The sequence below is a fragment of the Arthrobacter sp. 1088 genome, assembly GCF_031455315.1.
In the GTDB taxonomy this organism is placed as follows: domain Bacteria; phylum Actinomycetota; class Actinomycetes; order Actinomycetales; family Micrococcaceae; genus Arthrobacter.
This window is the reverse complement of sequence record NZ_JAVDSM010000010.1, coordinates 104,057-127,390: the sequence shown is the minus strand read 5'-3', so window position 1 is coordinate 127,390 and position 23,334 is coordinate 104,057. Positions and strand designations below refer to the sequence as shown.

Genomic DNA, 23,334 nt, shown 5'->3' with positions numbered 1-23,334 from the left:
TTCAAGGAGACGTAATGGAAACAACACGGCAAGTCCCACTCACCTTCAGGGTGGTGGGCACGGACAAGACAATCACGGTCTCGGACTTCCACGCAGTAGTGGCCGGCTATACCGGCCGGGATCCCAAGGCCGTGCAGCATCACATCGACGAGCTGGCAGCCATTGGTGTGGCTCCACCGCCGGAAGTGCCCATGTTCTACCGGATGGACTCGCACCTGTTCGATACATCAGGCGAACACGACACCAGCAACAACCTGACCTCCGGCGAAATTGAGCCACTCTATATTCGCCACGACGGAAAGTACTACCTCGGCATCGGTTCCGACCACACGGACAGGGACATCGAAGCCCAGGACATTGGCGATTCCAAGAGGGCATGCCCCAAGCCCATCGCTTCCGAGGTCATCGAAGTCCCTTCGCTCGAGGACCTGGACCTTGACCAGTGCACCGCCCGCTCCTGGGTGGACGGCGAACTGTACCAAGAGGGTTCGTTGGCGGGCCTGCGCAAGCCGGCGGACGTCGTCGAAAAGCTCCTGGCGCGGACGGACATCGGTCACTCTGACTTCATGTGCCTGGGTGGCACTCTGCCACTGCTGAAGGGGAAGTTCGTTGACGGAACTTCCTGGAAAGTAGCGCTCTCGTTCCCGGATGGGACGAGAATCGAACACAACTACAAAATCAAGAAAGGCTCACTTCGATGAGAACCGGAAAGCAATACCTGAAGTCCCTGAACGATGGCCGGACGGTGATCCTCGATGGCGAGGTAGTCGGCAACGTCCTGGAACACCCGGCGTTCGCGAAGGTCGCCCGGACCATGGCCGAGCTGTTCGACATCGCAGCCGATCCCAGCAACGGCATGCAGTTCCACTCCGAAAAAATCAATGGACCCGCGAACCGCACGTTCGCTGCTCCGCGCACCCAGGAAGAGCTCGTCCTCCGCCGTCACGCCATTGAAAAGTGGGCCAAGCACACCCACGGCTGGGTAGGCCGCAGCCCCGACCACGTGGGTACCTTCTTCGCCGCCTTCGGCTCGCACGCGGACGTGTTCAAGAATGACGAGCGCGACTTCGCCGGCAACGTCGAGCGCTACTACAAGAAGATCCTTTCCGAAAACCTGTACCTTTCCTACGCGATCATTCCGCCGCAGGTCTCCCGTGCAACCACTGCGTCCGGTTGGGAAGGCGAATACCTGCAGGTCGGCGTCGTGCGTGAAACCGAGGAAGGCATCATTGTCCGGGGTTCGCAGATGCTCGCCACTGGCGCGGCGATTGCTGACGAAGTGTTTGTCACCTGCATCAAGCCGCTGGGTCCGGATGACGTGGACTTTGCCGTCAGCTTCGCCGTTCCGGTGGCGACTGACGGGTTGAAGCTGTACTGCCGCCGTCCGTTCGCGCCGGCAGCCACCAGCGACTTCGACTACCCGCTGACCAGCCACTACGACGAGCCAGACGCGTTGGTTGTCTTCGACGACGTCCTGGTCCCTTGGGACCGCGTCTTCATCAACCGGAACATCGAAACCCTTCGCCGCCAGTTCTTCGATACCGGTGCCCACGCGTTGGGAAACTGGCAGGCCCAGATCCGGTTCTCCACCAAGTTGAAGTTCATTGCTTCTGTTGCACGCAAGGTCACCCAAGTGAACGGCACGGACAAGATCCCCGGCGTGCAGGAGAAGCTTGGCGAGCTCGCCGCGATCGTCCAGTCCGTTGAATCGGCGGTCCTTGCGGCCGAATACACGGCAACGGTTGACGACGCCGGCATGGTGGTTCCCGGGAAGAGCGCACTTTACGGGGCCATGGGTCTTCAGTCCGAGACTTACCCGCGGGTGATTTCGATCCTTCGCGATCTGGTTGGTGGTGGCGTGCTGCAACTGCCGTCCAGCGTCGCGGACATGACCAGCAATGTGACCCGTCCGGACATGGAACGCTATGTGCAGTCCCCCGGTGTTGCCAGCGAAGAGCGCGTGAAGCTGTTCAAGTTGGCCTGGGACATCATCGGTTCCGAGTTCGCCGGACGCCACCAGCAGTACGAAATGTTCTACGCGGGCGCCCCGTTCGTGGTCCGCGGTGCCTACACCTACCGGAACTACGGCTACGACGCCCTGGTGGCAGAGCTGGACAAGTACCTTGGTTCCTACGGCATCAACGGCCCAGCAGACGGCAGCGTCAACGGCTTGGAAGGAGAATAGCCATGGCAAAGCCCGAATTCGAGTTCACCCCCACCTCCTCGGTGGATTTCGCACCCTGCAACCCGCACATTGAGGGCTTGTCGGAGGCCATCCTTGCCCGGGATTCGGACAATGACAGCGTCACGCGCATCCTCAAGTTCGAACCCGGGACGGACACCTCACCCAACGGCGTCCTGACGCACGATTTCTGGGAAGAGGTCTTCATCTTCGAGGGCTCGTTCGTGGACCAGCGCCTGGGCAAGACCTTCAAAGCCGGCGATTGGGCCACCCGCCCGCCGGGCATGGAACACGGTCCGTGGGTTTCCGAGACCGGGGCCAAGATGTTCGAGGTCCGGTACTACACGGATCCCGCAACAACCGAGCGGAGCAACTGACATGAGCCTCGCACCGCTCTTCACCGTTCCCGATGCCATGGGGATGCGCCGCGCAATGGGCCGCTTCCTCACGGGTGTCGCCGTGGTCACCACCAAGCACGAGGATGAGCTGTACGGAATGACCATCAGCTCGTTGACCTCCATCAGCCTGGAACCGCCTATCCTCATGATCTCGCTGAACTTCGGCACGCGGACCGGTGAGGCGTTGATCGAGAGTGGCAAGTTCGCCGTCTCGATCCTTGGAGCCAAGCAGGAGTCGATGGCGCGACGCTTTGCGGTGCGGGGCGGCGACCGTTTCGGCGACGGCGAATTCGACATGACCGAGAATGGACTTCCCGTCATCAAGGGCGCCCTCGCCCAGGCTGATTGCACCGTTGTGCAGCAGTACGACGTCGGAGATCACCAGGTCTTCTTCGGCCAGGTCACCACGTGCCGGGACCGGGACGGCGAGGTTCTCGCGTTCAAGGCGGGCCGCTTCGGCTCGTTCTCCGACTTCGGCCACGCGGAGATCCCCTGGATGTTCTAACCCCCTCTTAAAGCAACGCGGGGTCACTTACGGCCCATAAATCCCCTTGGGATGGGCTGTAAGTGACCCCGCGTTGCTTTTGGCAGGCGTGTGCTATTTCGAGGTGCCCTGCGAGACCGAACCCTGCAGTTGACGCTGGAAGATGACGTACACAATCAGCACAGGAACCACCGTGACAGTGACGGCGGCGAAGAGTGCCCCGAAGTCCACGGCGTACCCCATCTGGCCGGCGAAAGCCGCGAGGCCCTGCGAGAGAACACGCGGCCCTGCAGCATTGATGGATACAGGGATGAGGAACTGGTTCCACAGGCCCAGGAAGTTGAAGATGGCAACCGAGGCGAGGCCCGGCTTGGCCATCGGCAGCATGACCTGGAAGAAGGTCCGCCACTCCCCTGCTCCGTCGAGTGCTGCTGCTTCGGTGATTTCGTGCGGCAGGGACTTGAAGAAGGAGAACAGGAAGAACACTGTGAACGGCAGGGCGAACCCTACGTACACAATGATCAGGCCCGGCAGGGTGTTCAGCAGTCCGATGTTCTTCAGCACGAAGAACAGCGGGACCATGGCAAGGAAGATCGGGAACGTCAGGCCGGCCAGCATGAGGTAGTAGATCGCCCGGCTGCCCGGGAATGTGTACCTCGCCAGGACGTAGGCGCACATTGCACCGAGCACCATGACGATCACCAGTGCCGAGCCCACCACAACCACGGAGTTCAGGAAATAGCTCCCGATCCCGGCCTCACTCCAGGCCTTCACATAGTTGTCGAACCGCCACTGCGAGGGCAAAGCGAACGGAGAGGCGAAGATCTCGCTGGATGTCTTGAAGGAGGACATGAACGTCCACAACAACGGCAGGATCACGATGAGCGACCAAATGGTCAGCGCAGTGTGTGAAACAGCGCCCACCAGTTTGTCCCCGGGAGTAGTGGCGGGTTTGCGCGGCTGGAAATGCAGCGACTTCATTTCAGGGGTTGAGACTTTTGTTGTCATTAGATGCTCACGTCCTTGTCGCCACCAGTGAGCCGGTTAACCACGAACACCAGGCCGGAGAAGATCAGGGTGGCCACGGCCAGGACAACGCCCATGGCACTGGCCAATCCGAATTGGCCCTTGCTGAAAGCCGTGAAGAACAATTGCTGTGCCATCACGAGCGTCGAGTTGTCCGGACCACCGCCGGAGTTCAGCGCCGCCATGTAGACGAACGCATCGAGCGCCAGGATGCCCATGTAGATATAGGCGGTCTGGATGTTGTCCCTGATCAGGGGGATGGTGATGGACACGGCGGTGCGGAGCCTTCCCGCGCCGTCGATCCTGGCGGCCTCGAACAGCTCAGCAGGAATGCCCTTGATGCCGGCCACGAAAAGGACCATGTAGAAGCCAACAAAGCCCCACACAATCACGAACATGGTGGCGGTCATGGCTGTGTTCTTATCGCCCAGCCACGCGAAGTCCTTGAACTGGTCAAGGCCCATGCTGGTCAGGATCCCGTTGAGCAGACCCCCGGACGGATCATAAATCTGGCCCCACATGATGCCGATCGCGATGGCAGGAATCGTGTACGGGAAGAACGAAACAACGCGGTAGAAGCTGGAATTGCGCAGCCCCTTGATCTGGCCCTTGCTGCTCCCACCCACGGTGACCATGGTTGCGAGGACCAGGCTCAGGATGATGGTGACGATAGGCAGCACGATGACCAGGAGAATGTTGTTCCCCATCGCCTTCATGAAGATGTCGTCCGAGAAGATCCTGGCGTAGTTCTCAAAGCCGATGAAGTTCTGTGTGGGCGAAAAACCCGACCAGTCCGTCAAGGAATATCCGAAGGCCTGGATGAACGGCCAGATCACGAACAAGAGATAGATCGCCAGCGGCAGGCCAAGGAACACCGCGAAGAAGCTGACCTTGTCCCACGTCAGCGGCTTGCGTCGGCGCCTCACCACAACCGGTGGGGCCATGGCCGGAACGACGGCGGCCAGGCCGTCGTCGTTCCGGCTCTGCTTGGTTTTCACTACGGTCACTTCACTTCAATCTTCTTGACCGAGCTGTCGTTGCGGACCTTGTCGGTGATGTTCTGGAGGGCGGAGGTCAGCGTCGCAACGTCCGACTTGCCATCGAGGAAGGTGTTCCAGACGACGAGCTGGTCCTTGTTGGTGCCGTAGAGGTCGATGAAGTTCCAGGTGTAGATGTTCTCGCCTGCATCGCTGAGCAGCTTTGTCTGCGAGACCAACGCCGTGGAACCGAAGCCGTCGGCCGGCACGGTGTCCTTGACGATGGTGGGAGCAAGCTTGGTCTTTGCGAAGTTGGTAGCAGCTTCCTTGGAGAGCATGACGCGGAGCAATTCCTTGCCGCCGGCAACGTTCTTGCCTTGGGACGGAACGACGTAAGGCTCGCCGGCTGCGCTGTGCAGCGAGGCGTACGGCTTTTTGGGGCTCGCGCTCACTGAAGGCACTGGTGCGCCCGTCATCTTGAAGTCCGCCTTGGTCTGGTCCTTCATCTCGTTTTCGATCCACGAACCGGACGGGTAGAAAACCGCTTCCTGGGCATTGCTCCACTGGGCCTGCGCTGCCGTGAACTGCGTTCCGGAACCGCCGGGCTTGAAGTATCCCGCCTTGATGATCTTGTCCAAGGCCGTGAAGACGGACTGGATGGCCGGGTGCGACCAGCAGTCTGCCTTGAGGTTCTCCAAGGCCAACCGGACGTCGTCGCCGCCTTCCTTGATAGCGGAGGCGATCGCCATTTCCTGGTAATACGTGGCTGCTTCCTTGCCCCAGAGGAACAGGTACTTGCCCTTAGCCTTGGCCTGCTCGCCGAGCGCGTACATTTCGTCCCAGGTCTTGGGAACGGTCCAGCCGTTTTCCTTAAGGAGGGAGTCCGAATACCACATGGCGTAAACGGTGAGCACATAGTTCAGGGCCGCCAGCTTGCCCTCGAAGGTCCCTGGAGCGAGCACGCCGGTGTAGAGGGTGTCCTTGATGACCTTGCCTTCGAGGTTCTTGGCCTCCACCACGCTGGTGAGGTCCTCAAGCTGGGCAAGGATGGTGCTGAAACCAATGGCCTTGGCACCGGAGTTGTCGATCAGGTCCGGCGGGTTGCCACCGACGAAGCGCGGCTGGAGCTCCTGTGCGATATCCGTTGACGGGGCAATCTTGGCGGTGGAACCCGAGTGGGCCTTTTCGAAGGCCTTGCCGGCGAACTCCACGTAGTCGATGCCATAGCCGCCCTTGAAGATCACGGCGTCAACGGTGGACTTGTCCGCCATGCCAAAGGGGTTGGTGTCGGAGACAGTGCCCGTGGGGCCTGTAGTCGTACCGCCACCACCTGCTGCGCAGGACGCAATGGATCCCCCCATGGGGACGAGCACCGCAGCTGCGAGTGCCCCGCGGAGGAATCCGCGGCGGCCAAGGGACTGGTGCTGAACGTTCATTTTCGTAACCCTCCAGTGACTCGTAATGTCGACTGTTGCGGCAGGCGGCCGGAAAGTCGGACAGTCTGGGTTGGCCACTCTGCAGCGCCAACCTTCGTGTGACATACTTCACCACGAATGATCGAAAATCAATATTTCTCGGTAGTTTCGATCAACATTTGTCAAAGCGTGATCTTTCTACGGACCCTCCGCAAGGGCTTTTCCACACTCGGTAATCGCTTCCCGCGCGAGCAGCTTTTGCCGCTCAGTTCCCAGTCTTTCCGCCCATTGTTCGGCCAATTGGAACTCCACCAAGGCCTCGGTGAAGCGCCCGTTACCGTGCAGAAACCAACCAAGACTTGTGTGCAAAGCAATCATCCATCGCTTGGTTCGCTCATGACGGGCCGTGGAGGCGTATTCCAGGGCGCTCCGCATCCAGGCTTCCGCGTGGGCGGTGTCCGCAATGGAGAGCATGTGCAGTGCGTCCACAGCCAGGAATTCCTCACCAAGGTGGTCAGCCAACTCTGCCGCCTGCTCCAGCAGAGGCACCGCCATCGCTGGATGCCCGCCGGCGTTCAAAATCCGGCCGCGCTCCAAAAGTACCCGCACGCCCACAGTGGGTTCGTCGCCGTCGATCCCGTCAAGGAGTGCGTCAGCTTCCTCCCACCTGCCCTGCAGACCGATGGCCCGACCAAGCTGGGTTGCCAGCTCGGCCCGCTCATCGGCGTCGTAGATTTCCTCCAGCATGGCTGCACGAAACCTGGCTTCGGACGCTGCCGGGTCGCCAAAGTTCCATAAGTGATCCAAAGTTCCCTGATCCAGCATCAACCCGCTCCTGACCAGCCCCAGCTGCGCCCGTTGGCTTGCACTATCAATCTAGCCCCATGTCAGCGGCGTGGGGAGAGGGTGTGGGGCCGTGTCAGAGCCGGTGCAGTCCGGCCTCAGAGACCAGTGCCGTTCGCGAGCCGCGCCCAGCCGAGCTGTTCCTGCTGCTTGCGGCTTAGCGTAGCCACCACCAGGTCATAGGAGTCCTCCACCATGTCCCGGATCATGTCATCGGGAAGGGCTCCATCCAGTCGGACGCCGTTCCAATGAGTCTTGTTCATATGCCAGGCACCCGTGATCTCGGGATGCGCTGCGCGGAGTTGCTCTGCCAACGCGGGCTCGCACTTCAGGCTCACGGACCAATTGTCAGGATCCATGGCGGAAAGCGCGAACATCTTGGCCTCGTGCCGCGCTCCACCCGCGACGGCGGCCCGCACCTTGAACACGGAGGTTTCAGGTCCGAAGGGGAAGTCTTCAAAGGCACCGGGAAAACCCAGGCAGATCCGGCGGAGCTGGGAAACGTCCATGGAGGTGAGCTTACCCGGCCCTATGCCACGCCCAGGAAGTCCTCCAGCAGCACCACTTCCAGGCCCGCGGCCAACTGCGCAGCACGGAAGGCAGCGAGGTCCGCGCCGAACTCGGCACGGAAATGCATCAGCACGATGTCGCCGGGACGCAGGGAGTTTCCAACCTGGTAGTCCATTTTTCCGGCGTTCGCCTTGGCCTCCCACGTGACGATCGCCTTCATTCCAGCGGCCGCAACCGCCTGGCGCATGACGTTGGAGTAGGCTCCGCCCGGGGGTCGGAACAGCGTGGGACGCCGGCCATACTGCTGAAGCGCGTAGTCCTGCATGCCGACGATGTCGTTCAGCTGCTGCTGGTATCCCCATTGCCGCACCATGTTGATGTTGTGCGTGACGGTGTGGTTCTCCACCAGGCTGCCTTGCGCCTTGAACGCGTTGAAGAATGCGGGGTTGTCCGCGATGGTGTCCCTGGTCAGGAACAGGGACGCCGGATAGTCGTAGTCAGCCATGAGCTTGACCGATTCCGGGGTCTTGATATTGCCGTCGTCGATCGTCAGGAACACTACCGGGTGTTTGGTCTCGATCTTGGTGATCACGGGTGCAAGGCCGCCAACAATCGGCGGAAGCTGGTAATCGGGAATGAACGTCCGCCGGATCCGTTTCGTGGCGGCGGGCGTTGGGGTTGGGACTGCACTGGACGACGGCGGCACCTCACCCCCGACCGACAACCCGCCGTTCGGGCCCGCCACCTCAGGCGACGCCGACGCGGAACCGTGCGGCAGCTCCGGCGTCGTACTTTGAGGGACTGTGCTTTGCGAGACTATGCTTTGCGGGGTTGTGGTTTCGGGTGCAGCGCAGGCACTCAAACCGGCAACGAGCGAAACACCGAATACCCCCAGGACCGCCCGCCTGGCTGGTTGGGAAACTGGTGTGGAAATGGGCACCGCTGAATGGTCGCCACACATGGCCATCTCCCAAGGCTAAAAGAATGAGTCAGCTGCAGATTAGCAAAGGATTCGACCCGGCGATTACAGGCCGTAATGCCAGCCTTCACGTGCCGGGCAGGAATTGACCACGACGTCCAGACCCGCATCCCTGGCGCGCTGCACGGCGTCGTCGTCGAAAACGCCCAGCTGCAGCCACACAGCCTTGGCACCGATGGCAATTGCCTGATCAATAACAGCGCCCACCCGCTGGGAGTTGACGAAGCAGTCAACGACGTCAATGGGGTGTTTCTCCGCAGGAATATCCATAAGGGACTTGTATCCCTTTTCGCCATGGACGTCCTCGCCCTTGAGGTTCACGGGGATGATCTCCATGCCCATGCGGTCCCGAACGTACAGGGAGACGTCGTATGCAGAGCGCCACTCATTGTTGCTAAGCCCTACTATTGCCCAGCATCCTTTTGTTCGCATCAATCGTTCCACTACGGCCGGATCGTTGACATGCATCATGAGGCAAGCTTAGTGTCCCGCGCCCCTCAACCACTGCTTCAGCTTCTCCATGAAGGCCTGGAACTCTTCGTGAGACGGCTTCCCACCCAACGATGGGAGTGCCTGGCTTGGTTTATTACCGTGGGCCGGGGCGGGCTTGGCAGTTGCAGTCGGTGCGGCGGTTGGTCCAACAACGTCGGGGAGCCCGGCCTGCCCAAGCTTTCCCTCGTCAAGGCTTATCTCCCGAGGCTCTGCTTCCGCAGGCTTCGCTTGGCCCGTAGGGGGCAACTCGCCGCCCGCGCCCGAAGCCGGGACGTTCGCGACGTCGGCCGGCCGCGCCCCAGGTTCTGCCTGCGCTCCAGGCGCTGGCCGGACTCCAGTCGCCGCCTGCGCTCCAGCCGCTGGCTGCAAAGAGGCGTGGCCTGACGGCCCGGCAGCGTCGGGAGTCTCCGGCACCGCAGGCGATTCGGTGGCTGGCGGGAGGCCGGCGGGATCCACTGAGGGCGCTGGTTCGGTGCTGACCTTCGGAGCGTCAGGCGCGGGCGCTGCAGCCGAAGGTTTCGGAGCGAAATTGCCCAGCAGCTCATCAACGAAGGTGGGTGTACGGGTGAAACCGGAACTGGCCGCAGCCACACCACTCACGCCGAGCCCCATAGCCGCAACCACGGCAACGCCCACCACAGCCGTGCGGTGTTTGTTCCGCAAACGGCGTTTGCTGACTTCATCATGGGGTCCGGCGAGCATCGCGGCCAGCGCCGCGTTCGGGGCAGGTGCCGGGAGGGTCGCGAAGGAACGCACGGAGAGCAGGGCCCGGCGAAGGTCGGGCGCGTCAGTGGGCCCGGCGTCGAGCAGGAGCTCATCGACGATATCTTCGCGTTCCATATCCCTGTATGTCATGAGGACACGTATTCCTTTACTGCCGAATGCTCACGGAGCGTCATCAAAGCCCTGCGCTGCAGTTGCTTCACCGCGCCGGCGGATTTCCCCATGGTGACGGCCACCTGCTCCACGGTCAGGCCTGCCACGATCCGCAGGGCCAGCACCTCGCGTTGATCGTCCCCGAGGTAATCCAGGAGCTTCATGACCTCGTGAGGGGCCAGGAGGCCCATTGCCTCTGATTCTGCAGAACCCGATTCGCGGGTATCGCGCTCCGGCTCGAACTGGTGGTGTTCCGGGGCCCTGCTTTGCTTCCGATGCTCATCTACCATGCGGGCGTGGGCCACGGAAAAAACAAAGGTCCGTAATCCGCCTGCTCCTCCCCGGATCTCATCCAATCGGGGCAGGACAGCGAGGAACACGTCCTGTGTGATGGCCTCGGGGTCCGACACGCCTTTAGCGGTCAGGTAGCCGAGAACCGGTCCGGCGTACGCCTGGTAGACGGCGCTGAACAGTTCCGCGTTATTGCCCTTGAGCGCGTGAAGCGCTTCGTCGGTCAATGCGTCGGTCACAGTAAAGGGACTTTCGATCGGCGGCAGGTCCGGGTTTGGAGCAGGGTCGTCCGCCTTGGCTCGACGGCAACCCACCAAGGGTATCTGCTCAACCGGGCCACCCCAAGGATGGCCCATCATGTCCCTCAAAATCTCATCAGGAAAGAGAAGAACCGGGCTGGAACATGATGGGGGACAAATTCCAGCCCGGCCCTTTCAAAGACGTAATCGTCGGGGTACGCCAAAGGGTTACGCGAGGTACGAACTTTTTTGAAAACTTTTTCCGGCCCGTCAACGCGACCAGTGAGCTCTGGACTCTGTACACATAATCACTAGTGTGGGAAGGACCAATTCCGAGTTCCAAAGGAGAGATGATGACGCTTCCTCCGACTCACGAACCTGAGCCGTTCCCGCCGGAACCGGGGCCGGTCCAGCCACCACCGGATCCCACTACCCCGTTCCCGCCCAGCCCTATTCCGGATCCAAATCCGACGCCCGGGCCGCTTCCGGTTCCGGATCCTGGTCCCGTTCCGCCACATCCGGATCCAACACACCAACCGGATCAGCCGCCAAGTTAGGCCCGTTCAGGGACCTGAACACGTACGACGGCGGCCGTCACCTTCCAGGGTGACCGCCGCCGTCGTCGCCGGTTCCGCTCCGCTAGCCGACCGCCCTCTTGATGAGCTCGACGATCGTTGTTTCAAGCTCCGGGGTAAGTTCAGTCAGGGCATACGATGTTGGCCACATGTTGCCGTCATCGAGCATCGCACTCTCTTCGAAGCCAAGAGTGGCATACCTGCTCTTGAACTTGTCGGCGCTCTTGAAGAAGACGATGTTCTTCCCGTCTTTGGCATACGCCGGCATTCCGTACCAGGTCTTCGGGGAAAGCTCCGGCGCGTGCTCCCTGATGAGCGCATGGAGTCGCTGCGCAATGGCCTTGTCCGCTGGTGGCATCTCGGCGATTTTTGCCAGGACGTCGCTCTCGCCGTCGGCTTTGGAAGCCTTCCTGGTCTTTTTGAGTTCTTGCGAGCGCTCCTTCATGGCGGCGCGTTCGTCCTCGGAGAATCCGTCGTAGGACTTGGTAGTTCCGGTCTCCGTCATGGCAGGCCCCTCTCGCTGCTGGAAATCTTTCGGATATTTCAACGATAGGTCCGTCGCCGTTCGTGGGGCTTCTTCGAAACTGCTCGACTTCGGGACTGCACTTCATTGATCTTTTCCTGAGCAAGTGTTGATGGATTGCAGGAGTGGTTCTTGATCCTGGCCCGGCACAGTGGTTCTTGTCAGCCACTCAGGGCCGGCACAGGAAACGGCCGGCCGGCAGCGGTGGCCTCCCGAAAGGACACTGATTCCCATGGCCATCAGCCTCAAGACCACCTCCGGCAAGGTCCTCGCTTCCGTCGCACTGCTCGGCACCGCAGCCGCCGTCGCCGGCATGGGAACCTACGGCGCGTTCACGTCCTCCACCTCGGCCAGCCAGCAAGTCACCGCCGGCACCGTCACCATCGCCCTGGGCACCGGAGCGAACAACACCCTCAACGTCCCCGTCGCGGGCCTGCTGCCCGGAGACAAAGTCGAAAAGCTCGTCACCCTGGCCAACACCGGCAACTCGGACTTGAACAACGTCACCCTCACCACCTCCGCCGGCGCCACCGCCTCACTGCTCACCACCGACGTCACCAACGGCCTGCAGCTGACCATCGAGAACTGCTCCGTCGCCTGGACCGGCGCCGCAGCCCCCTACACCTGCACCGGCACCAAAACCACCGTCATGGCCGCCGCCCCGGTGATCACCGCGAACAAGGTCCTGAACAACCTCACCGCCCTGGCCCCGGCCAAAACCGACTACCTCAAAGTCACCACCGCGTTCCCCACCACCGCGAACGACACCTTCCAAGGCGCCACCAGCACCATCGCCTTCGCCTTCACCGGCACCCAACGCACCGAAACCACCAAGTAACACCAGCCAAGCAACACCACCCCAAAAACTCCAACGGCCCCGACACGCTTATGCAGATGGCGTATCGGGGCCGTTGGCCCTTGTTAATGCGGCTTATTGAAGGGGTAACCGCTAGGAGAAACGGCCCGGCCGGAATGTTGCCAGCATGGGGTGCTTCCTGCCTGTCAGGATCTCTCCGGACAGCAGTTCACCTGCAATGAGTCCCAATGTGGCACCCGAGTGCGTGAACGCTACAAAGCAGCCGGGCACTTGGCCCAGTTCGCCGAAGACGGGCTCACCGTCGCCGGGGATGGGCTTGTAGCCGATCTTCCAGGACGCAGGCTTGAGTTCCGGGTTGCCTGCAATCAGCTTGGAGGATTCGTCGGCCAGTTCCTGGACAACCTCGTCCGGGATGCTGAAGGAGCCGTCGGCGTGTTCGGTGATCCGGTCTTCGTACCAGTCGTGGTCCAGGGCGAAAGTGTTGCCCGGGTTGGGACGGACGGCGGCACGTGGCGTATTCATCACTGCCTTCACTTGGTGCTCCACGGGCTTGGTGACCACCAGCATGGACACCGGGGAACCATTGGGGATTTCCACACCGAGCGGCTTCACGACGGCGGGTGTTGCTGCGCCGCATGCCACGAGGACGGCATCGGCTGGATAGGTCTCGCCGGAAGCAGTCTCGACGCCGTTGGCCCGGCCGCCGTCGAGCGTCACTTGGACTTTGCCCGCGTTGAGGACGAGCTGGCCGCCAAGGCTGTGGAACTCCTCCATCAGGAAGTTGACCAGGTCCGGCAGGCTGACCCAGCCCTCTCCCGGGTTGAAAATGGCGTTCTCGGGAACAGCGCTGGCGTCGATGCCGGGCGTCACCGATGCAATCTCTTCAGGGGTGAGGAGTTTGGAGTCGTAGCCAATCGATTGTTCGTACGCATGGCGGGCTTCGGTCACCTCGCGCTGGCCGGCAGCGTTCCACATGAGGCCTCCGCCGAACTGCAGCCACTCGCGGGTGGGGTCGGCCGCGAACAGTGTCCGGTACCGGTCTACGCCGGCCAGCCGCAGCTGGTGGTAAGGGGTGGACCTTTCGCCGGCTGAATTAAGCCAGGACAGTGAACGGCCGGTGGCCTCACTGGCCAGGCCCTGCTCGGTCAGGAGCGTCACGGAAGCTCCCCCGCGGAGCAGGTGAACGGCGGTGGAAACGCCCAGGATGCCGCCGCCGATGACGGCGACGTGCTTGGTGGAGGACATAGTTCTCCCTTTCTTTCGTGCTTGTGGATGCTTGGGACGCTCTTGCACTTAGGCGAAGGCGTGGATGCTTTCGATGATTTTGAGGGTTTCCAGCGCCTCGGCCGGAGCTACGGGAAGCCGCCCTTGGCCACGGAGGCAAGCTGCCAGTTCCGCGTAGAACTGCGGGTAGGCGCCCTTTTCTGCAGGTACGGGTGCGGCTGAACCGTCAACTCCCAGAAGCCCCCAAGACTCCTGGGGTTCAACGCCATAGGAAGCCTCCGACGGCGTAACACCGGCTGCGAGCGCGGGTTCCTGGCTGTCGAGACCCCACTTGGTGTACCCGGCTTTTGATCCGAGGACGTGGAACCGCGGGCCAACCTGGGCCGCCATGCCGTTCATCCACAGCCGGGATCGAACGCCTGACTCGTGGAGCAGGGTGACGAAGGCCTCCGTGTCTGCCGCGCCGGGGTGGGGGCCATGGTTTGCGGTTTCGCCGTAGCTTTCCTCCACTGGTCCAAACAACTGGATGGCTTGGTCGATCAAGTGGGCGCCGAGGTCATGGAGGATGCCACCGCCCTCGGCCAGGGTTGATGTATCGCGCCAGTTTCCGAAGCCTTCAGGCCGCCACCATTCAAAACGTGACTCAAAAGTCCGTACTTCACCCAGCGCCCCTTCCTGCAGCAGTTTGCGCAACGTCAGGAAGTCGGCGTCCCACCGGCGGTTCTGGAAGACAGTGAGCTGCACACCGGCGTCGGACGCGCGTGTGGCCAGTTCCTCACCGTGGGCGACGCTGGTGACGAAAGGTTTGTCCACCACAACGTTCAGGCCGCAGGCGATCGCCGTGGCACCAAGCTGGAGGTGGGTGAGCGGCGGCGTTCCCAGCACCACAAGATCGAGCTCGCTGGCAAGCGCGAACATGTGTTCCGGAGTGGGCAGTATCCTCGCTTGTGGGTAGAGGCGGGCGGCCTCGCGGGCGCGCTCCGGGTCCGCCGTCACGATGACGTCCAGTGAATAGTTCGGATCCGCTGCAATCAGCGGGGCATGGAAGACCTTGCCTGAGACGCCAAACCCGACGACGGCGGTCCGGATCGGTGCCGCTGTTCCTTGGGCCATCACAGGATTCCCGCCCATCACAGGACTTCCGAAAGGAAGCGCTGCAGGCGTTCGCTGCGCGGGTTGTCGAAGAGCTCAGCGGGCGTGCCCACTTCCACCACTTCGCCCTCATCCATGAAGACCACTTGATCAGCAACCTTGCGGGCAAAGCCCATCTCGTGAGTCACCACCAGCATGGTCATGCCGCGGCGGCCGAGGCCTGCCATGAGGTTCAGGACACCCTTGACGAGTTCCGGGTCCAGCGCGCTGGTGGCTTCGTCGAAGAGCATGACTTCGGGTTCCATGGCAAGCGCCCGGGCGATGGCGACGCGCTGCTGCTGACCGCCGGAGAGATCGCGGGGCCGGTGGTCGGCGCGTTCGGCGAGGCCCACTTCGGCGAGCCGGCGCCGGGCGCGTTCCCGTGCCTCCTTCTTGGACATTCCCTTGACGCTCCACAGAGCCAACGCCACATTTTCCAGGGCTGTGTGGTCAGGGAAGAGGTTGAAGTGCTGGAACACCATGCCGATGCGGGCGCGGAGGATGTCCGGCTTGACCTTGAGGGCGCTTTCGCCTGCGAGAAGCACGTCCCCGCTCTTGGGTTCGTGCAGGCGGTTGACGCCCCGCAGGAGGGTGGACTTGCCGGAACCGGACGGACCGATGATGCACGTGGTGGTGCCTGGAGCCACATTCAGGCTGACGTTGCGGAGTACTTCGACGTCGCCATAGGCCATGGTCAGGTTCCGCAGTTCCAGGCTGGAGCCGTGGAACTTTTCGATGTCCGGGGTGGTTTTGTTTGTGCTGGCACTGGCTGTGTTGCTGCTGCTTGTGAGGTTCACGTGTTGCTCCCGGTGATGAGCGGCGATGCCGCATCGAGTTCCTTGACTTCCTTCAGCCCGCTGGTTGGGGCTGTGGGACGGCGGCGACCGGTGCGGAACTTGTTATCGAAGTAGTTGACCAGGTGGGTCAGTGGCACGGTGATCACCAAGTAGAAGATGCCTGCCATGACCAGCGGCGAGAGATTGCCTGAGAGTACTGCGGCATCCTGGCCCACACGGAACAGTTCACGTTCGCTGACCAGCAGGCCCAGGAAGTAAACCAATGAGGAGTCTTTGACGATCGCAATGAACTGGTTTACCAGCGCAGGCAGCACCCGGCGGACGCCCTGTGGCACCACTACCAGTGCCATGGACTTGGAGTAGCTCATGCCCAGGGCCCGGCATGCCTCGCCTTGGCCTTTGTCCACGCTCTGGATGCCTGCACGGAAGATTTCTCCGATGTAGGCGCTGGCGATCAGACTTAACGCGATGATTCCCAAGGGATATGGCGAGGGTCCAAACACCGACTGGCTGAAGCGGGCAAAGCCCTGCCCGATCAGGAGGATAGTGAGGATCGCGGGCAGTCCACGGAACAGGTCTGTGTAGACCCGCGCCGGGATACGCAGCCACTTTGACCGCGAGATCCCCATGACCGCCACCACCATGCCCATCACTACGCCGAGGATGGTTGCTGCGATGGAGATGATCAGGGTGTTGAGGAGTCCAACTCCCAGGAGTTGGGGCAGTACTTCGATCATTGAATCGACATCGAAGAACGTGCGGCTGATGGTATTGAGCCAATCCATTGAGTGCTCTCAGACGTTTGTTGGTTTTCGGATTGCCGGGCGGGCTATGGGGTTTGGCCCGCCCGGCAATGTTGGTGGGTTTCCGGTTGCGTTACTTTGCAGCCGTTGGTGACGGGCTGGAGGTCTGCTCGGCCTTGGGCAGGTACTGCTCGGGCATCGGCGAGCCCGGGAACCACTTCTGGTAGAGCTTCTTCCAGGTGCCGTCTTCCATGGCCGCGGCAAGACCCTTGTTCAGGGCTTCCTTGAAGGCGGGCTTGTTCTTGGCAATGGCAAAGCCTGCCGGGGCGTCGAAGGACGGGATGTCAGCTGCACTGACCAGTCCGAACTGCTCCTGGTACGCCTTGGCTGCCTCGTAGTCCAGGAAGTGGGCGTCCACTGCGCCGCTGTTGACGGCGGAGATTGCGGTGTTGTTGTCGGGGAAGCGAACCAGCTGGGCGGAGGTAAAGTTCTTGACCGCGTAGGCTTCCTGGAGCGTGCCCTGGACGACGCCCAGGCGCTTGCCGGACAGGCCGTTGACGTCCTTGATACCTGACGTCTTGGTGGTGATGACCGTCAGGTAGCCGGCCAGGTAGCCGTCGGAGAAGTCAACGGTTTCCTTGCGCTTGTCCGTGATGCCAATGGCCGCGACGCCGACGTCGAACTGGCCATTGGCTACTGCTGCGAGCAGGCCGGAGAAGTCCTGTCCGGTGAAGACAACCTTGTCCACGCCGGCACGGTGGGCCACGTCCTTGAAGAGCTCCACATCGAAGCCGGTGAAGTTGCCTGAGCTGTCCGTGAACGTGTAGGGCTTCGAGTCGCCCAGGCTCGCGACGCGGATGGTGCCGGGTTCGATCAGGCCGTAGGGGTTCTCAGCCGAGCTCGAGGTCCCGGCGGAGGATCCACCACAGCCGGAGAGGGCGAGGATGGCCGCCAAGGCTGCTGCTGCGAGCGCTGCCGGGCGGAAGTTCAGTTTGATCACAGCGTTGTCCAATCGTGGGGAGGGCCAGCGGTGCTGTCTGGGCCGCTTTTGGGGTCTAACTCGATGTGAGGTCTTGTTGAGTCCGGTCTCAGCCCTTAGGATTGAGACCGGACTCACATCGATTGATTGAAAATGTAGCGGAAGTCACAAGCCGCGTCAACACCACTTCTGAAAGGTGAACATGAGTACTGACGGATCCCGACGGCGGGACGTGACAGTTGCCGACGTCGCCAAAGCCGCCCAAGTCTCCAAAGCCCAAGCCGCACGCGCGCTGGGCAACTACGGCGCCGTCAGCGAGGACGTTCGGGAACGGGTCCTCGCAGCAGCCGAGGGGCTTGGCTATCGCCCAAATGAGCTTGCGCGCAGCATGAACACGGGCAAATCCAACACCATTGGCGTAGTGGTGGGCGATATCGAAAACCCGCACTTCGGCCTGGCCACCAGAGGCATCACCGACACGGCGAAGAAGAGCGGTTACAACGTCATCCTCATCAACACCGACGAAGAACGGGCCGCCGAGGTGGACGCCGTCCAAGTGCTTCTGGACAAGCGGGTTGATGGGCTCATCGTTGCTCCCGCTTCATCAGTGGAAACCTCACATTTGAAGGAAGTCCGCGACTCTGGCCGGCCCTTGGTCCTGCTGGACCGCGCAGCCGAAGGACTCGACGTCGAGACCTTCGCCGTGGACATGGGCGCCATCTCCTACGAGTCCACCAAGTACCTCATCGAAGCAGGCCACCGACGCATCGCGTTCGTCTCAACCGTTCGGACAGACGGGCCTTACGTGGCGGGGATGCCGCTGGATTCCTCGCAGATCTCGGACCGCCTTGAGGGAATCCGCCGCGCCTTCGAAGAGGAAGGGCTCAGCCAGCCGGTAGACCTGGTCCGGCTCAATGCCGGCGACGCGGAGTCCATCATGCGAATCACCCGTGACCTGCTCCAGGGGCCGGATGCTGCCACTGCCATCATTGCCTCCGACGGCCTCATCGCCTTGAGCGTTGTGGAGGCCATCCAGGAATCGGGCCTCTCCATCCCCTCGGATGTGTCCCTCATCATGTACGACGATTTTGCCTGGACCCGTCTCACCACTCCCCCGCTCACAGTCATTGCGCAGCCCGTCTACGACATGGGAATGGCTGCCGCCACCGCGTTGATCCGGCAGATTGAGGGCAGAAAATCTTCCTCGCCCGCTGGACCGCCGTTGGAGGCGCGACTCGTGCGCCGCGGCTCAGTCGGTTCCCCGAAGGACGTCGGGGTGCTGAGCCAGACGGGCGGCTAGCCCCTGCCAAACCTCTTGCACGCCCAAAAGAAACGACCACACTGGAAGCATCAGGTGAGGAAGCTGACATGCCAAAAGTGGAAGTGGATCTGGATACCGTCGTCCCACCGGGGAAGGTACGGGAGGCATTGCTGGACTTTAGCCCGCGTCGGCCGGAGATCTGGCCAGGTATTTACCCTCCCATGTACGAGGTTTACCAGGTGGGTGAGACCTTCGCGGACATCAGAGAAGGAAGCAAAGCTCCCGGTGGCGTGATCTGGGCCAAGGAACACTACGACTGGGCAAACCCCGACGAAGTGAAGTGGACGGTCCAGGAGAGTAATTTCTGCGCACCTGGAAGCTACGTGAGCGCGCGAATCACACCCAATGACTCTGGCGGTTCACGCATTCACATCACGTGGAACCGTAGGCCCACCAGTTTGATGGGGCGATTGGCCACCTTCATGATCGTCGTGACCCGGGGTGCGCCAGTGGCAAGCTCCCTGCGAATGGGCCTGAAGAAGTTGGAAGCGAAAGGCGCCACCTAGTCATGACCAAATCCGCAGAGAGCGTTGTCATAGCCCGGACACCGGAGGAGGTCTTCCAATATGTGGCGGACCTTCGCAACGAACCAAGCTGGCACGTTGACATTGCCAGCGTGCCTGGCCTAGCCAACTTCGGATTGCAGGTTCTGCTCGACGACAGCCAAGGTGCGGGCGAGTTCCTCAGTAGGACTGAACTCCACCAGAATGGTCCCTGGATCAAGCTCATCAGTGTGCCCGGGCGGCGTGTAGTACGCTTCGCCGGCTTCGACGATCTCGTCGCCATCAGGCAAGTGCATGGTGAGCCGGCCCTTGACCACGTATCCCCAGTGGTGGCTTTGGCACCGGTCATCCGGCAGACCCTTGTAGAACGGCGTGAAGTCGCCTCCCTCTTCGAACCTTTCGAAGGCGATGGTGTATCCGTCGGCCTCCCGGTATCGGCCCTCGTAGCCGGTCATGCGCTCAACGCGGGCGCTCTGGTCATCAATCGATAGCTTTGCCATTTCCTTGCTCCTTCTTTGTGATAGCGCGGGTTCAGGCCCGCGCCGTGGTTTCTGCCGCAGCGATGAGCCGGCCCAATCCTTCCCTGCTTGCCCGCGCCCACTCACGCACAGCGAGTGACCTGAGAACAGGAAAACCAAACATGGCCAGCAGACCCGGCAGCCCACTGGCCCGCACCAGCCGGCAGGTATAGGTGACGTCACTCTGTTCCGCAGCCGCTTCAATTTCGTAACGGTGGACCAGGAGCCAAGCAGCCTTTGTTCCATGCTTTTTTGACTCCAGAGCGGACTCAGTGACCCGTTCAAACATCCAGGGCCGAAGCGCCTCCGTGACCACAGACGAATCCCTCATCCGGCAGATTCGGTCCTCAGCCGTGGAAGTAAACTCCGTTCCGGCGGTTGCCTGCCCAGGAGGGGCCTGCATGGACAGAAGCGTGGATGCCTCGGCCCCTCCCCACATCATGTGATGGGGCAGATCAGCGAGGACGTCGAAAACGATGTCCGGCGGGACAGTGGCATGTTGATGGACTGTCACGGCGATTTCACGATCGAGGACGTTGCCTGCTGTTCGTTGCTGCTTCATTCCGCACCTCCCGTTGGCTTTTTGCGGATAGTCAAAGCATGCGGCGACGGCGGCAGGAAAGGATGGGGAGCATCCCCTATTTAAGGCCCTGGTCTTTGGGGGATTGACGCAGGACGAATGCTGCCGCTTCGCCCCGGCTGCGCAATTGGAGCTTGGCGAGGATGCTGCTGACGTGGTGCTCGGCGGTCTTCGCGCTAATGAACAGGCGATCAGCAATCTCGCTGTTGGACAGGGCCTCGGCAAGTAAGCTGAGCACTTCGCGTTCGCGCCGAGATAACAGCCCCAGCGCCTTCGGCCCTGTGCGGGCGGGGCCGCCAAGGGCGCGAAGAAGCGCTGCTGCCTTGTCTGCCATGCCGCCGGCACCCGCGTCGTCGAACGCCGCGAATGCCGCTCCCGCCTCGTGAACAGCCACTTCAGGGTCCGTCTCACGCAGGGCTCCGGCCAGCGATAGATGGGCGCTCGCGGCCTCAAGGGGCATGTTGAGCTCAGCAAAAATCGAAATTGCTGCGTCCAGCCGTTCACGTGCCGAGGCAACGTCCCCCAGGGCGGCTGCGACGCGACCAGCGGCGAGGTGCGATGCCGCAAGTGACCGGGGCCATTGCGTCCGGGCTGCGACTTCATCAAGGCGTTCGGCGGTCGCTCGGGCTTGGCCGACGTCACCTTGTGTCAGCTGGACCTCGGTCAGCAACGCCAGTAGCGGCACCGTGAGCAGCCCACCTCCGACGTGGTGGATCCGGCGATGCAGCAGCGCTGCGGCAACTGCAGTGTCGCCCACTGCAAGCCGGACTGCCGCCGTTGCGCGCAAGGCGTCCGGCCGATCCTCGAAGCCAGCGAGCAATCGGCTTGCCTCCTCCACCCGGCCCTGCAGGAGTCGCAGTTCCGCCAGCTTGGCAGCGGGGTGCACACAACGTGCACGATGACCGCCTTGGTCCAGTTCATCCAGCGTCCTGGTGAGCCAGCCTTCGGCGCTCGCGATGTCACCGGCGGCAAGGAATATCTCCGCGCAACACGTACCGCAGAATTCCAGCAAGGCCGGATGGCCTGTACTTTGCATGAAGCGCAGGACGGTCTTATTCCACTGGCTGAGTCGAGATGTATCGCAGGCTTCTTCGCTGGCGCGCGTCACAATGCAGCACACGTCGCCGAAGATCATCTGATCGTGAACTTCCCCGGCGGTTGCCACCACCATGGCCTCATCAACCAGCGTCATGCCTTCCAGCACGTTCCCGGAGGCTATCGTCCCGAGGCCCTGGAGGGCGAGGGCCACGGCCTCAAGGTCCGGGTCATTCCACTTGCGCGCCAACTCAAGCGCAGTCCTGGCATCATCACCCGCAGAGGCTGGGTCGGCCCGTAGCAAACCGCGCGTCAGCGCCATCCAGCCCCGTTCGACGCCTTCCGGCAAGCGGAACGCAAGGCCCTCCGCCCGTGCCAGCCAACCCCGGCTGACCGCCTCGCTTCCCAAGGCATCCGCGTATTCGCGGGCCAACCACAAAGCCGTACGAAATGCCGGAGAGTCCTGGCCCAGCCGACGAAAACCGGCGTAAGCAGCTGTGCGCTCCGCAATGGAGCGATCAACGTCGCGAAGCCACCACAGCGCGCGTCCCAATCCATCGTGCGCTGCAGGATCATCCTGGATCGCCAGCACGGACTCGAAAGCCTCTGCCGCTGCATTCCAGTCGGAAGCAGCGAGGAAGTGATCACCCGCCGCCAGGCCTTCAGACACCGAGGCATTGACCATGTGTTCATTCTGCTCTTGGTGGTGGCTGCACCAACAGCCCTGCGGGGTCCCGGCCCGCAGCCGCCGTTCAGTCGCCCTGCTCCGGCTCGTCCGCTGAGCGCACGCTGCTATGGATGATGCCCAGTTCCTCCAGCTGCGCGGACATCCCGGCACCGTCCGGAGCATAGATCCAAGGGATTCCCGGCGTAGGTTGTCCCCCGGACTTCGACCTGCCGCCGGCGAGCACCGCCTCACCTACCGAGAGCTGCCGGATGGCGATGGCCCTGACGTTCTGCGGGTGGTGATGTGCAAACTCGGAATAGATCGCTTCGTCGTGCTGTCCGTCGTCGCCTACAAGCAGCCACTTGATGTGGGGGAACTCCTCTGCGAGGCGTTCCAGGGATGTGCGCTTGTGCTCCCTGCCGCTTCGGAACCAGCGGTCCGGGGTGGGTCCCCAGTCGGTCAAGAGCTTCGGCCCTGCAGGGTAGAGATTGCGGGACAGGAACCGTGACAACGTGGGCGCCACATTCCAGGCCCCGGTGGACAGGTACAGCACGGGGGCCGTCGGCGCCGTCCTGGCGATCCTCTCGTAGAGGACGGCCATTCCCGGCGTTGGTGTCCTCGCATGCTCATTGAGCACGAAAGTATTCCAGGCTGCCAGGAAGGGCCGGGGAAGGGCTGTCACCATCACGGTGTCGTCAATATCGGAGACCACACCGAAGTCTGCGTCATCCGCCACGATTTCCACCGGAGCCTCAACGATTCCGGAACTCCCGATTGCAGGGTGATCGTGTGCCAGCCAGGATCCAGTGCTGCCTCAATGCGGACATCGACGACGCCTCCACGATCGGCTTCGACGTCGTGGACGGTGCCGGCAATCGTTACCTGTACGGAGGCGTGTGCAACGGGCGCACTGACGAAGTTCCGCCAGCCGCGCATGCTTTCCTGCAAGGGGTTGGCATGCCCAGCGGCGTCCCGGGGGTCGCTGCGGACAACCCGTGCCAGCACCCGGACCCAGGAAGTTGTGCCGTATCCGGTGTACGGGATGACCGTTTCCACCCGACCCCGCCGGATGGCGAGGCGCGTCTGGAACCTCAGCCACGCGTCGTCGAGCCTGACCGCGAGATGACGGCCCTTGTCGATTCCGGGCGAAAGGGGCTGGGCGTCGTCGCTCTTGGACAAAATGCGCGGTTTCTCAGGACGGCGAAACAT

Annotated in this window: 25 protein-coding genes and 1 pseudogene; 7 read left to right on the top strand and 19 right to left on the bottom strand. The window is 62.1% G+C overall.

The annotated features are described in order from the left end of the window. Positions 1 to 14: 14 nt before the first annotated feature. Genes J2Y41_RS16700 through J2Y41_RS16685 form a run of 4 tightly spaced genes read left to right on the top strand, consistent with a single transcriptional unit; the run spans position 15 to position 3,085 of the window. On the top strand, positions 15 to 701 hold the full coding sequence (locus tag J2Y41_RS16700) for a DUF2848 family protein (RefSeq protein WP_224094116.1): 687 nt from the start codon (positions 15 to 17) through the stop codon (positions 699 to 701). Then, positions 698 to 2,185 (top strand): 4-hydroxyphenylacetate 3-hydroxylase N-terminal domain-containing protein, encoded by a 1,488-nt coding sequence (locus tag J2Y41_RS16695; RefSeq protein ID WP_309930119.1) that lies wholly within the window; start codon positions 698 to 700, stop codon positions 2,183 to 2,185. The genes J2Y41_RS16700 and J2Y41_RS16695 overlap by 4 nt, the downstream gene beginning before the upstream one ends. Before the next feature lie 2 nt (positions 2,186 to 2,187). Next, positions 2,188 to 2,559, top strand: a complete 372-nt coding sequence (locus tag J2Y41_RS16690) for a cupin domain-containing protein (RefSeq protein ID WP_309930117.1) — start codon at positions 2,188 to 2,190, stop codon at positions 2,557 to 2,559. Between the two features lies 1 nt (position 2,560). Next, positions 2,561 to 3,085, top strand: coding sequence for a flavin reductase family protein (locus J2Y41_RS16685; RefSeq protein ID WP_224094113.1), 525 nt, complete (start codon positions 2,561 to 2,563; stop codon positions 3,083 to 3,085). A gap of 93 nt (positions 3,086 to 3,178) precedes the next feature. Here the strand turns inward: J2Y41_RS16685 and J2Y41_RS16680 are convergent, their stop codons facing one another. The 10 genes from J2Y41_RS16680 to J2Y41_RS16635 all read right to left on the bottom strand — a co-directional run bounded on the left by J2Y41_RS16680 (position 3,179) and on the right by J2Y41_RS16635 (position 11,792). Then, the gene (locus J2Y41_RS16680; protein WP_216922004.1) at positions 3,179 to 4,072 is read right to left on the bottom strand and encodes a carbohydrate ABC transporter permease; all 894 of its coding nucleotides are present in this window, start codon (positions 4,070 to 4,072) and stop codon (positions 3,179 to 3,181) included. Then, on the bottom strand, positions 4,072 to 5,097 hold the full coding sequence (locus J2Y41_RS16675; RefSeq protein ID WP_224166306.1) for a carbohydrate ABC transporter permease: 1,026 nt from the start codon (positions 5,095 to 5,097) through the stop codon (positions 4,072 to 4,074). Before J2Y41_RS16675 ends, J2Y41_RS16680 begins: the two co-directional genes overlap by 1 nt. Next, complete coding sequence (gene ngcE, locus J2Y41_RS16670; protein WP_309930114.1) at positions 5,094 to 6,503, bottom strand: N-acetylglucosamine/diacetylchitobiose ABC transporter substrate-binding protein; 1,410 nt, start codon at positions 6,501 to 6,503, stop codon at positions 5,094 to 5,096. Before ngcE ends, J2Y41_RS16675 begins: the two co-directional genes overlap by 4 nt. Before the next feature lie 177 nt (positions 6,504 to 6,680). After that, the gene (locus J2Y41_RS16665) at positions 6,681 to 7,307 is read right to left on the bottom strand and encodes a hypothetical protein (RefSeq protein WP_309930112.1); all 627 of its coding nucleotides are present in this window, start codon (positions 7,305 to 7,307) and stop codon (positions 6,681 to 6,683) included. Between the two features lie 116 nt (positions 7,308 to 7,423). Continuing rightward, on the bottom strand, positions 7,424 to 7,834 hold the full coding sequence (locus J2Y41_RS16660) for an MmcQ/YjbR family DNA-binding protein (protein ID WP_224094109.1): 411 nt from the start codon (positions 7,832 to 7,834) through the stop codon (positions 7,424 to 7,426). 20 nt (positions 7,835 to 7,854) lie between these two features. Next, a complete protein-coding gene (locus J2Y41_RS16655) occupies positions 7,855 to 8,775 on the bottom strand; it encodes a polysaccharide deacetylase family protein (RefSeq protein WP_309930108.1) in 921 nt (306 codons plus the stop codon). 84 nt (positions 8,776 to 8,859) lie between these two features. Further along, on the bottom strand, positions 8,860 to 9,285 hold the full coding sequence (locus J2Y41_RS16650) for a CoA-binding protein (RefSeq protein ID WP_224166302.1): 426 nt from the start codon (positions 9,283 to 9,285) through the stop codon (positions 8,860 to 8,862). Positions 9,286 to 9,294: 9 nt separating this feature from the next. Continuing rightward, a complete protein-coding gene (locus tag J2Y41_RS16645; protein WP_309930106.1) occupies positions 9,295 to 10,161 on the bottom strand; it encodes a hypothetical protein in 867 nt (288 codons plus the stop codon). Continuing rightward, complete coding sequence (locus J2Y41_RS16640) at positions 10,158 to 10,712, bottom strand: sigma-70 family RNA polymerase sigma factor (protein ID WP_309930245.1); 555 nt, start codon at positions 10,710 to 10,712, stop codon at positions 10,158 to 10,160. Before J2Y41_RS16640 ends, J2Y41_RS16645 begins: the two co-directional genes overlap by 4 nt. Positions 10,713 to 11,351: 639 nt before the next feature. Next, the gene (locus J2Y41_RS16635) at positions 11,352 to 11,792 is read right to left on the bottom strand and encodes a DUF1801 domain-containing protein (RefSeq protein WP_309930104.1); all 441 of its coding nucleotides are present in this window, start codon (positions 11,790 to 11,792) and stop codon (positions 11,352 to 11,354) included. A 250-nt stretch (positions 11,793 to 12,042) separates the two neighbouring features. Here J2Y41_RS16635 and J2Y41_RS16630 point away from each other — a divergent pair, with 250 nt between their 5' ends. Next, a complete protein-coding gene (locus J2Y41_RS16630) occupies positions 12,043 to 12,648 on the top strand; it encodes a TasA family protein (RefSeq protein WP_224094101.1) in 606 nt (201 codons plus the stop codon). Between the two features lie 111 nt (positions 12,649 to 12,759). Here the strand turns inward: J2Y41_RS16630 and J2Y41_RS16625 are convergent, their stop codons facing one another. From J2Y41_RS16625 to J2Y41_RS16605, 5 genes are all read right to left on the bottom strand, one after another. Further along, positions 12,760 to 13,872, bottom strand: a complete 1,113-nt coding sequence (locus J2Y41_RS16625) for an FAD-binding oxidoreductase (protein WP_309930102.1) — start codon at positions 13,870 to 13,872, stop codon at positions 12,760 to 12,762. Between the two features lie 48 nt (positions 13,873 to 13,920). Further along, a complete protein-coding gene (locus tag J2Y41_RS16620; RefSeq protein WP_396133554.1) occupies positions 13,921 to 14,964 on the bottom strand; it encodes a Gfo/Idh/MocA family oxidoreductase in 1,044 nt (347 codons plus the stop codon). A 17-nt stretch (positions 14,965 to 14,981) separates the two neighbouring features. Continuing rightward, positions 14,982 to 15,779, bottom strand: coding sequence for an amino acid ABC transporter ATP-binding protein (locus tag J2Y41_RS16615; RefSeq protein ID WP_275965067.1), 798 nt, complete (start codon positions 15,777 to 15,779; stop codon positions 14,982 to 14,984). Beyond that, positions 15,776 to 16,564 carry an amino acid ABC transporter permease gene (locus tag J2Y41_RS16610; RefSeq protein ID WP_224166298.1) on the bottom strand — a complete coding sequence of 263 codons (789 nt, stop codon included), beginning with the start codon at positions 16,562 to 16,564 and terminating at the stop codon, positions 15,776 to 15,778. Before J2Y41_RS16610 ends, J2Y41_RS16615 begins: the two co-directional genes overlap by 4 nt. Before the next feature lie 91 nt (positions 16,565 to 16,655). Then, complete coding sequence (locus J2Y41_RS16605; RefSeq protein WP_224166297.1) at positions 16,656 to 17,522, bottom strand: ABC transporter substrate-binding protein; 867 nt, start codon at positions 17,520 to 17,522, stop codon at positions 16,656 to 16,658. Positions 17,523 to 17,703: 181 nt separating this feature from the next. Between J2Y41_RS16605 and J2Y41_RS16600 the strand changes: the two genes are divergently transcribed. Then, positions 17,704 to 18,801 (top strand): LacI family DNA-binding transcriptional regulator, encoded by a 1,098-nt coding sequence (locus J2Y41_RS16600; RefSeq protein WP_309930094.1) that lies wholly within the window; start codon positions 17,704 to 17,706, stop codon positions 18,799 to 18,801. A gap of 68 nt (positions 18,802 to 18,869) precedes the next feature. After that, entirely contained in the window at positions 18,870 to 19,328 is a 459-nt protein-coding gene (locus tag J2Y41_RS16595) for a hypothetical protein (RefSeq protein ID WP_309930092.1), read from the top strand. A 119-nt stretch (positions 19,329 to 19,447) separates the two neighbouring features. Here J2Y41_RS16595 and J2Y41_RS16590 read toward each other — a convergent pair whose 3' ends face one another. The 4 genes and pseudogenes from J2Y41_RS16590 to J2Y41_RS16575 form a co-directional block, all read right to left on the bottom strand. After that, the gene (locus J2Y41_RS16590; RefSeq protein ID WP_309930090.1) at positions 19,448 to 19,825 is read right to left on the bottom strand and encodes a hypothetical protein; all 378 of its coding nucleotides are present in this window, start codon (positions 19,823 to 19,825) and stop codon (positions 19,448 to 19,450) included. A gap of 31 nt (positions 19,826 to 19,856) precedes the next feature. After that, complete coding sequence (locus J2Y41_RS16585) at positions 19,857 to 20,405, bottom strand: SRPBCC family protein (RefSeq protein ID WP_309930088.1); 549 nt, start codon at positions 20,403 to 20,405, stop codon at positions 19,857 to 19,859. A gap of 76 nt (positions 20,406 to 20,481) precedes the next feature. Further along, complete coding sequence (locus J2Y41_RS16580) at positions 20,482 to 22,143, bottom strand: LuxR C-terminal-related transcriptional regulator (RefSeq protein WP_309930086.1); 1,662 nt, start codon at positions 22,141 to 22,143, stop codon at positions 20,482 to 20,484. Positions 22,144 to 22,210: 67 nt separating this feature from the next. Continuing rightward, a pseudogene (locus tag J2Y41_RS16575) lies at positions 22,211 to 23,334 on the bottom strand (App1 family protein).

Excerpts from the sequence above, each read along its gene's own strand:
- J2Y41_RS16700 (WP_224094116.1), top strand. The coding sequence starts at position 15 with ATGGAAACAACACGGCAAGTCCCACTCACCTTCAGGGTGGTGGGCACG.
- J2Y41_RS16695 (WP_309930119.1), top strand. The coding sequence starts at position 698 with ATGAGAACCGGAAAGCAATACCTGAAGTCCCTGAACGATGGCCGGACG.
- J2Y41_RS16690 (WP_309930117.1), top strand. The coding sequence starts at position 2,188 with ATGGCAAAGCCCGAATTCGAGTTCACCCCCACCTCCTCGGTGGATTTC.
- J2Y41_RS16685 (WP_224094113.1), top strand. The coding sequence starts at position 2,561 with ATGAGCCTCGCACCGCTCTTCACCGTTCCCGATGCCATGGGGATGCGC.
- J2Y41_RS16680 (WP_216922004.1), bottom strand. The coding sequence starts at position 4,072 with ATGACAACAAAAGTCTCAACCCCTGAAATGAAGTCGCTGCATTTCCAG.
- ngcE (WP_309930114.1), bottom strand. The coding sequence starts at position 6,503 with ATGAACGTTCAGCACCAGTCCCTTGGCCGCCGCGGATTCCTCCGCGGG.
- J2Y41_RS16665 (WP_309930112.1), bottom strand. The coding sequence starts at position 7,307 with ATGCTGGATCAGGGAACTTTGGATCACTTATGGAACTTTGGCGACCCG.
- J2Y41_RS16660 (WP_224094109.1), bottom strand. The coding sequence starts at position 7,834 with ATGGACGTTTCCCAGCTCCGCCGGATCTGCCTGGGTTTTCCCGGTGCC.
- J2Y41_RS16650 (WP_224166302.1), bottom strand. The coding sequence starts at position 9,285 with ATGATGCATGTCAACGATCCGGCCGTAGTGGAACGATTGATGCGAACA.
- J2Y41_RS16645 (WP_309930106.1), bottom strand. The coding sequence starts at position 10,161 with ATGACATACAGGGATATGGAACGCGAAGATATCGTCGATGAGCTCCTG.
- J2Y41_RS16635 (WP_309930104.1), bottom strand. The coding sequence starts at position 11,792 with ATGACGGAGACCGGAACTACCAAGTCCTACGACGGATTCTCCGAGGAC.
- J2Y41_RS16630 (WP_224094101.1), top strand. The coding sequence starts at position 12,043 with ATGGCCATCAGCCTCAAGACCACCTCCGGCAAGGTCCTCGCTTCCGTC.
- J2Y41_RS16625 (WP_309930102.1), bottom strand. The coding sequence starts at position 13,872 with ATGTCCTCCACCAAGCACGTCGCCGTCATCGGCGGCGGCATCCTGGGC.
- J2Y41_RS16620 (WP_396133554.1), bottom strand. The coding sequence starts at position 14,964 with ATGGCCCAAGGAACAGCGGCACCGATCCGGACCGCCGTCGTCGGGTTT.
- J2Y41_RS16610 (WP_224166298.1), bottom strand. The coding sequence starts at position 16,564 with ATGGATTGGCTCAATACCATCAGCCGCACGTTCTTCGATGTCGATTCA.
- J2Y41_RS16600 (WP_309930094.1), top strand. The coding sequence starts at position 17,704 with ATGAGTACTGACGGATCCCGACGGCGGGACGTGACAGTTGCCGACGTC.
- J2Y41_RS16595 (WP_309930092.1), top strand. The coding sequence starts at position 18,870 with ATGCCAAAAGTGGAAGTGGATCTGGATACCGTCGTCCCACCGGGGAAG.
- J2Y41_RS16590 (WP_309930090.1), bottom strand. The coding sequence starts at position 19,825 with ATGGCAAAGCTATCGATTGATGACCAGAGCGCCCGCGTTGAGCGCATG.
- J2Y41_RS16585 (WP_309930088.1), bottom strand. The coding sequence starts at position 20,405 with ATGAAGCAGCAACGAACAGCAGGCAACGTCCTCGATCGTGAAATCGCC.
- J2Y41_RS16580 (WP_309930086.1), bottom strand. The coding sequence starts at position 22,143 with ATGGTCAATGCCTCGGTGTCTGAAGGCCTGGCGGCGGGTGATCACTTC.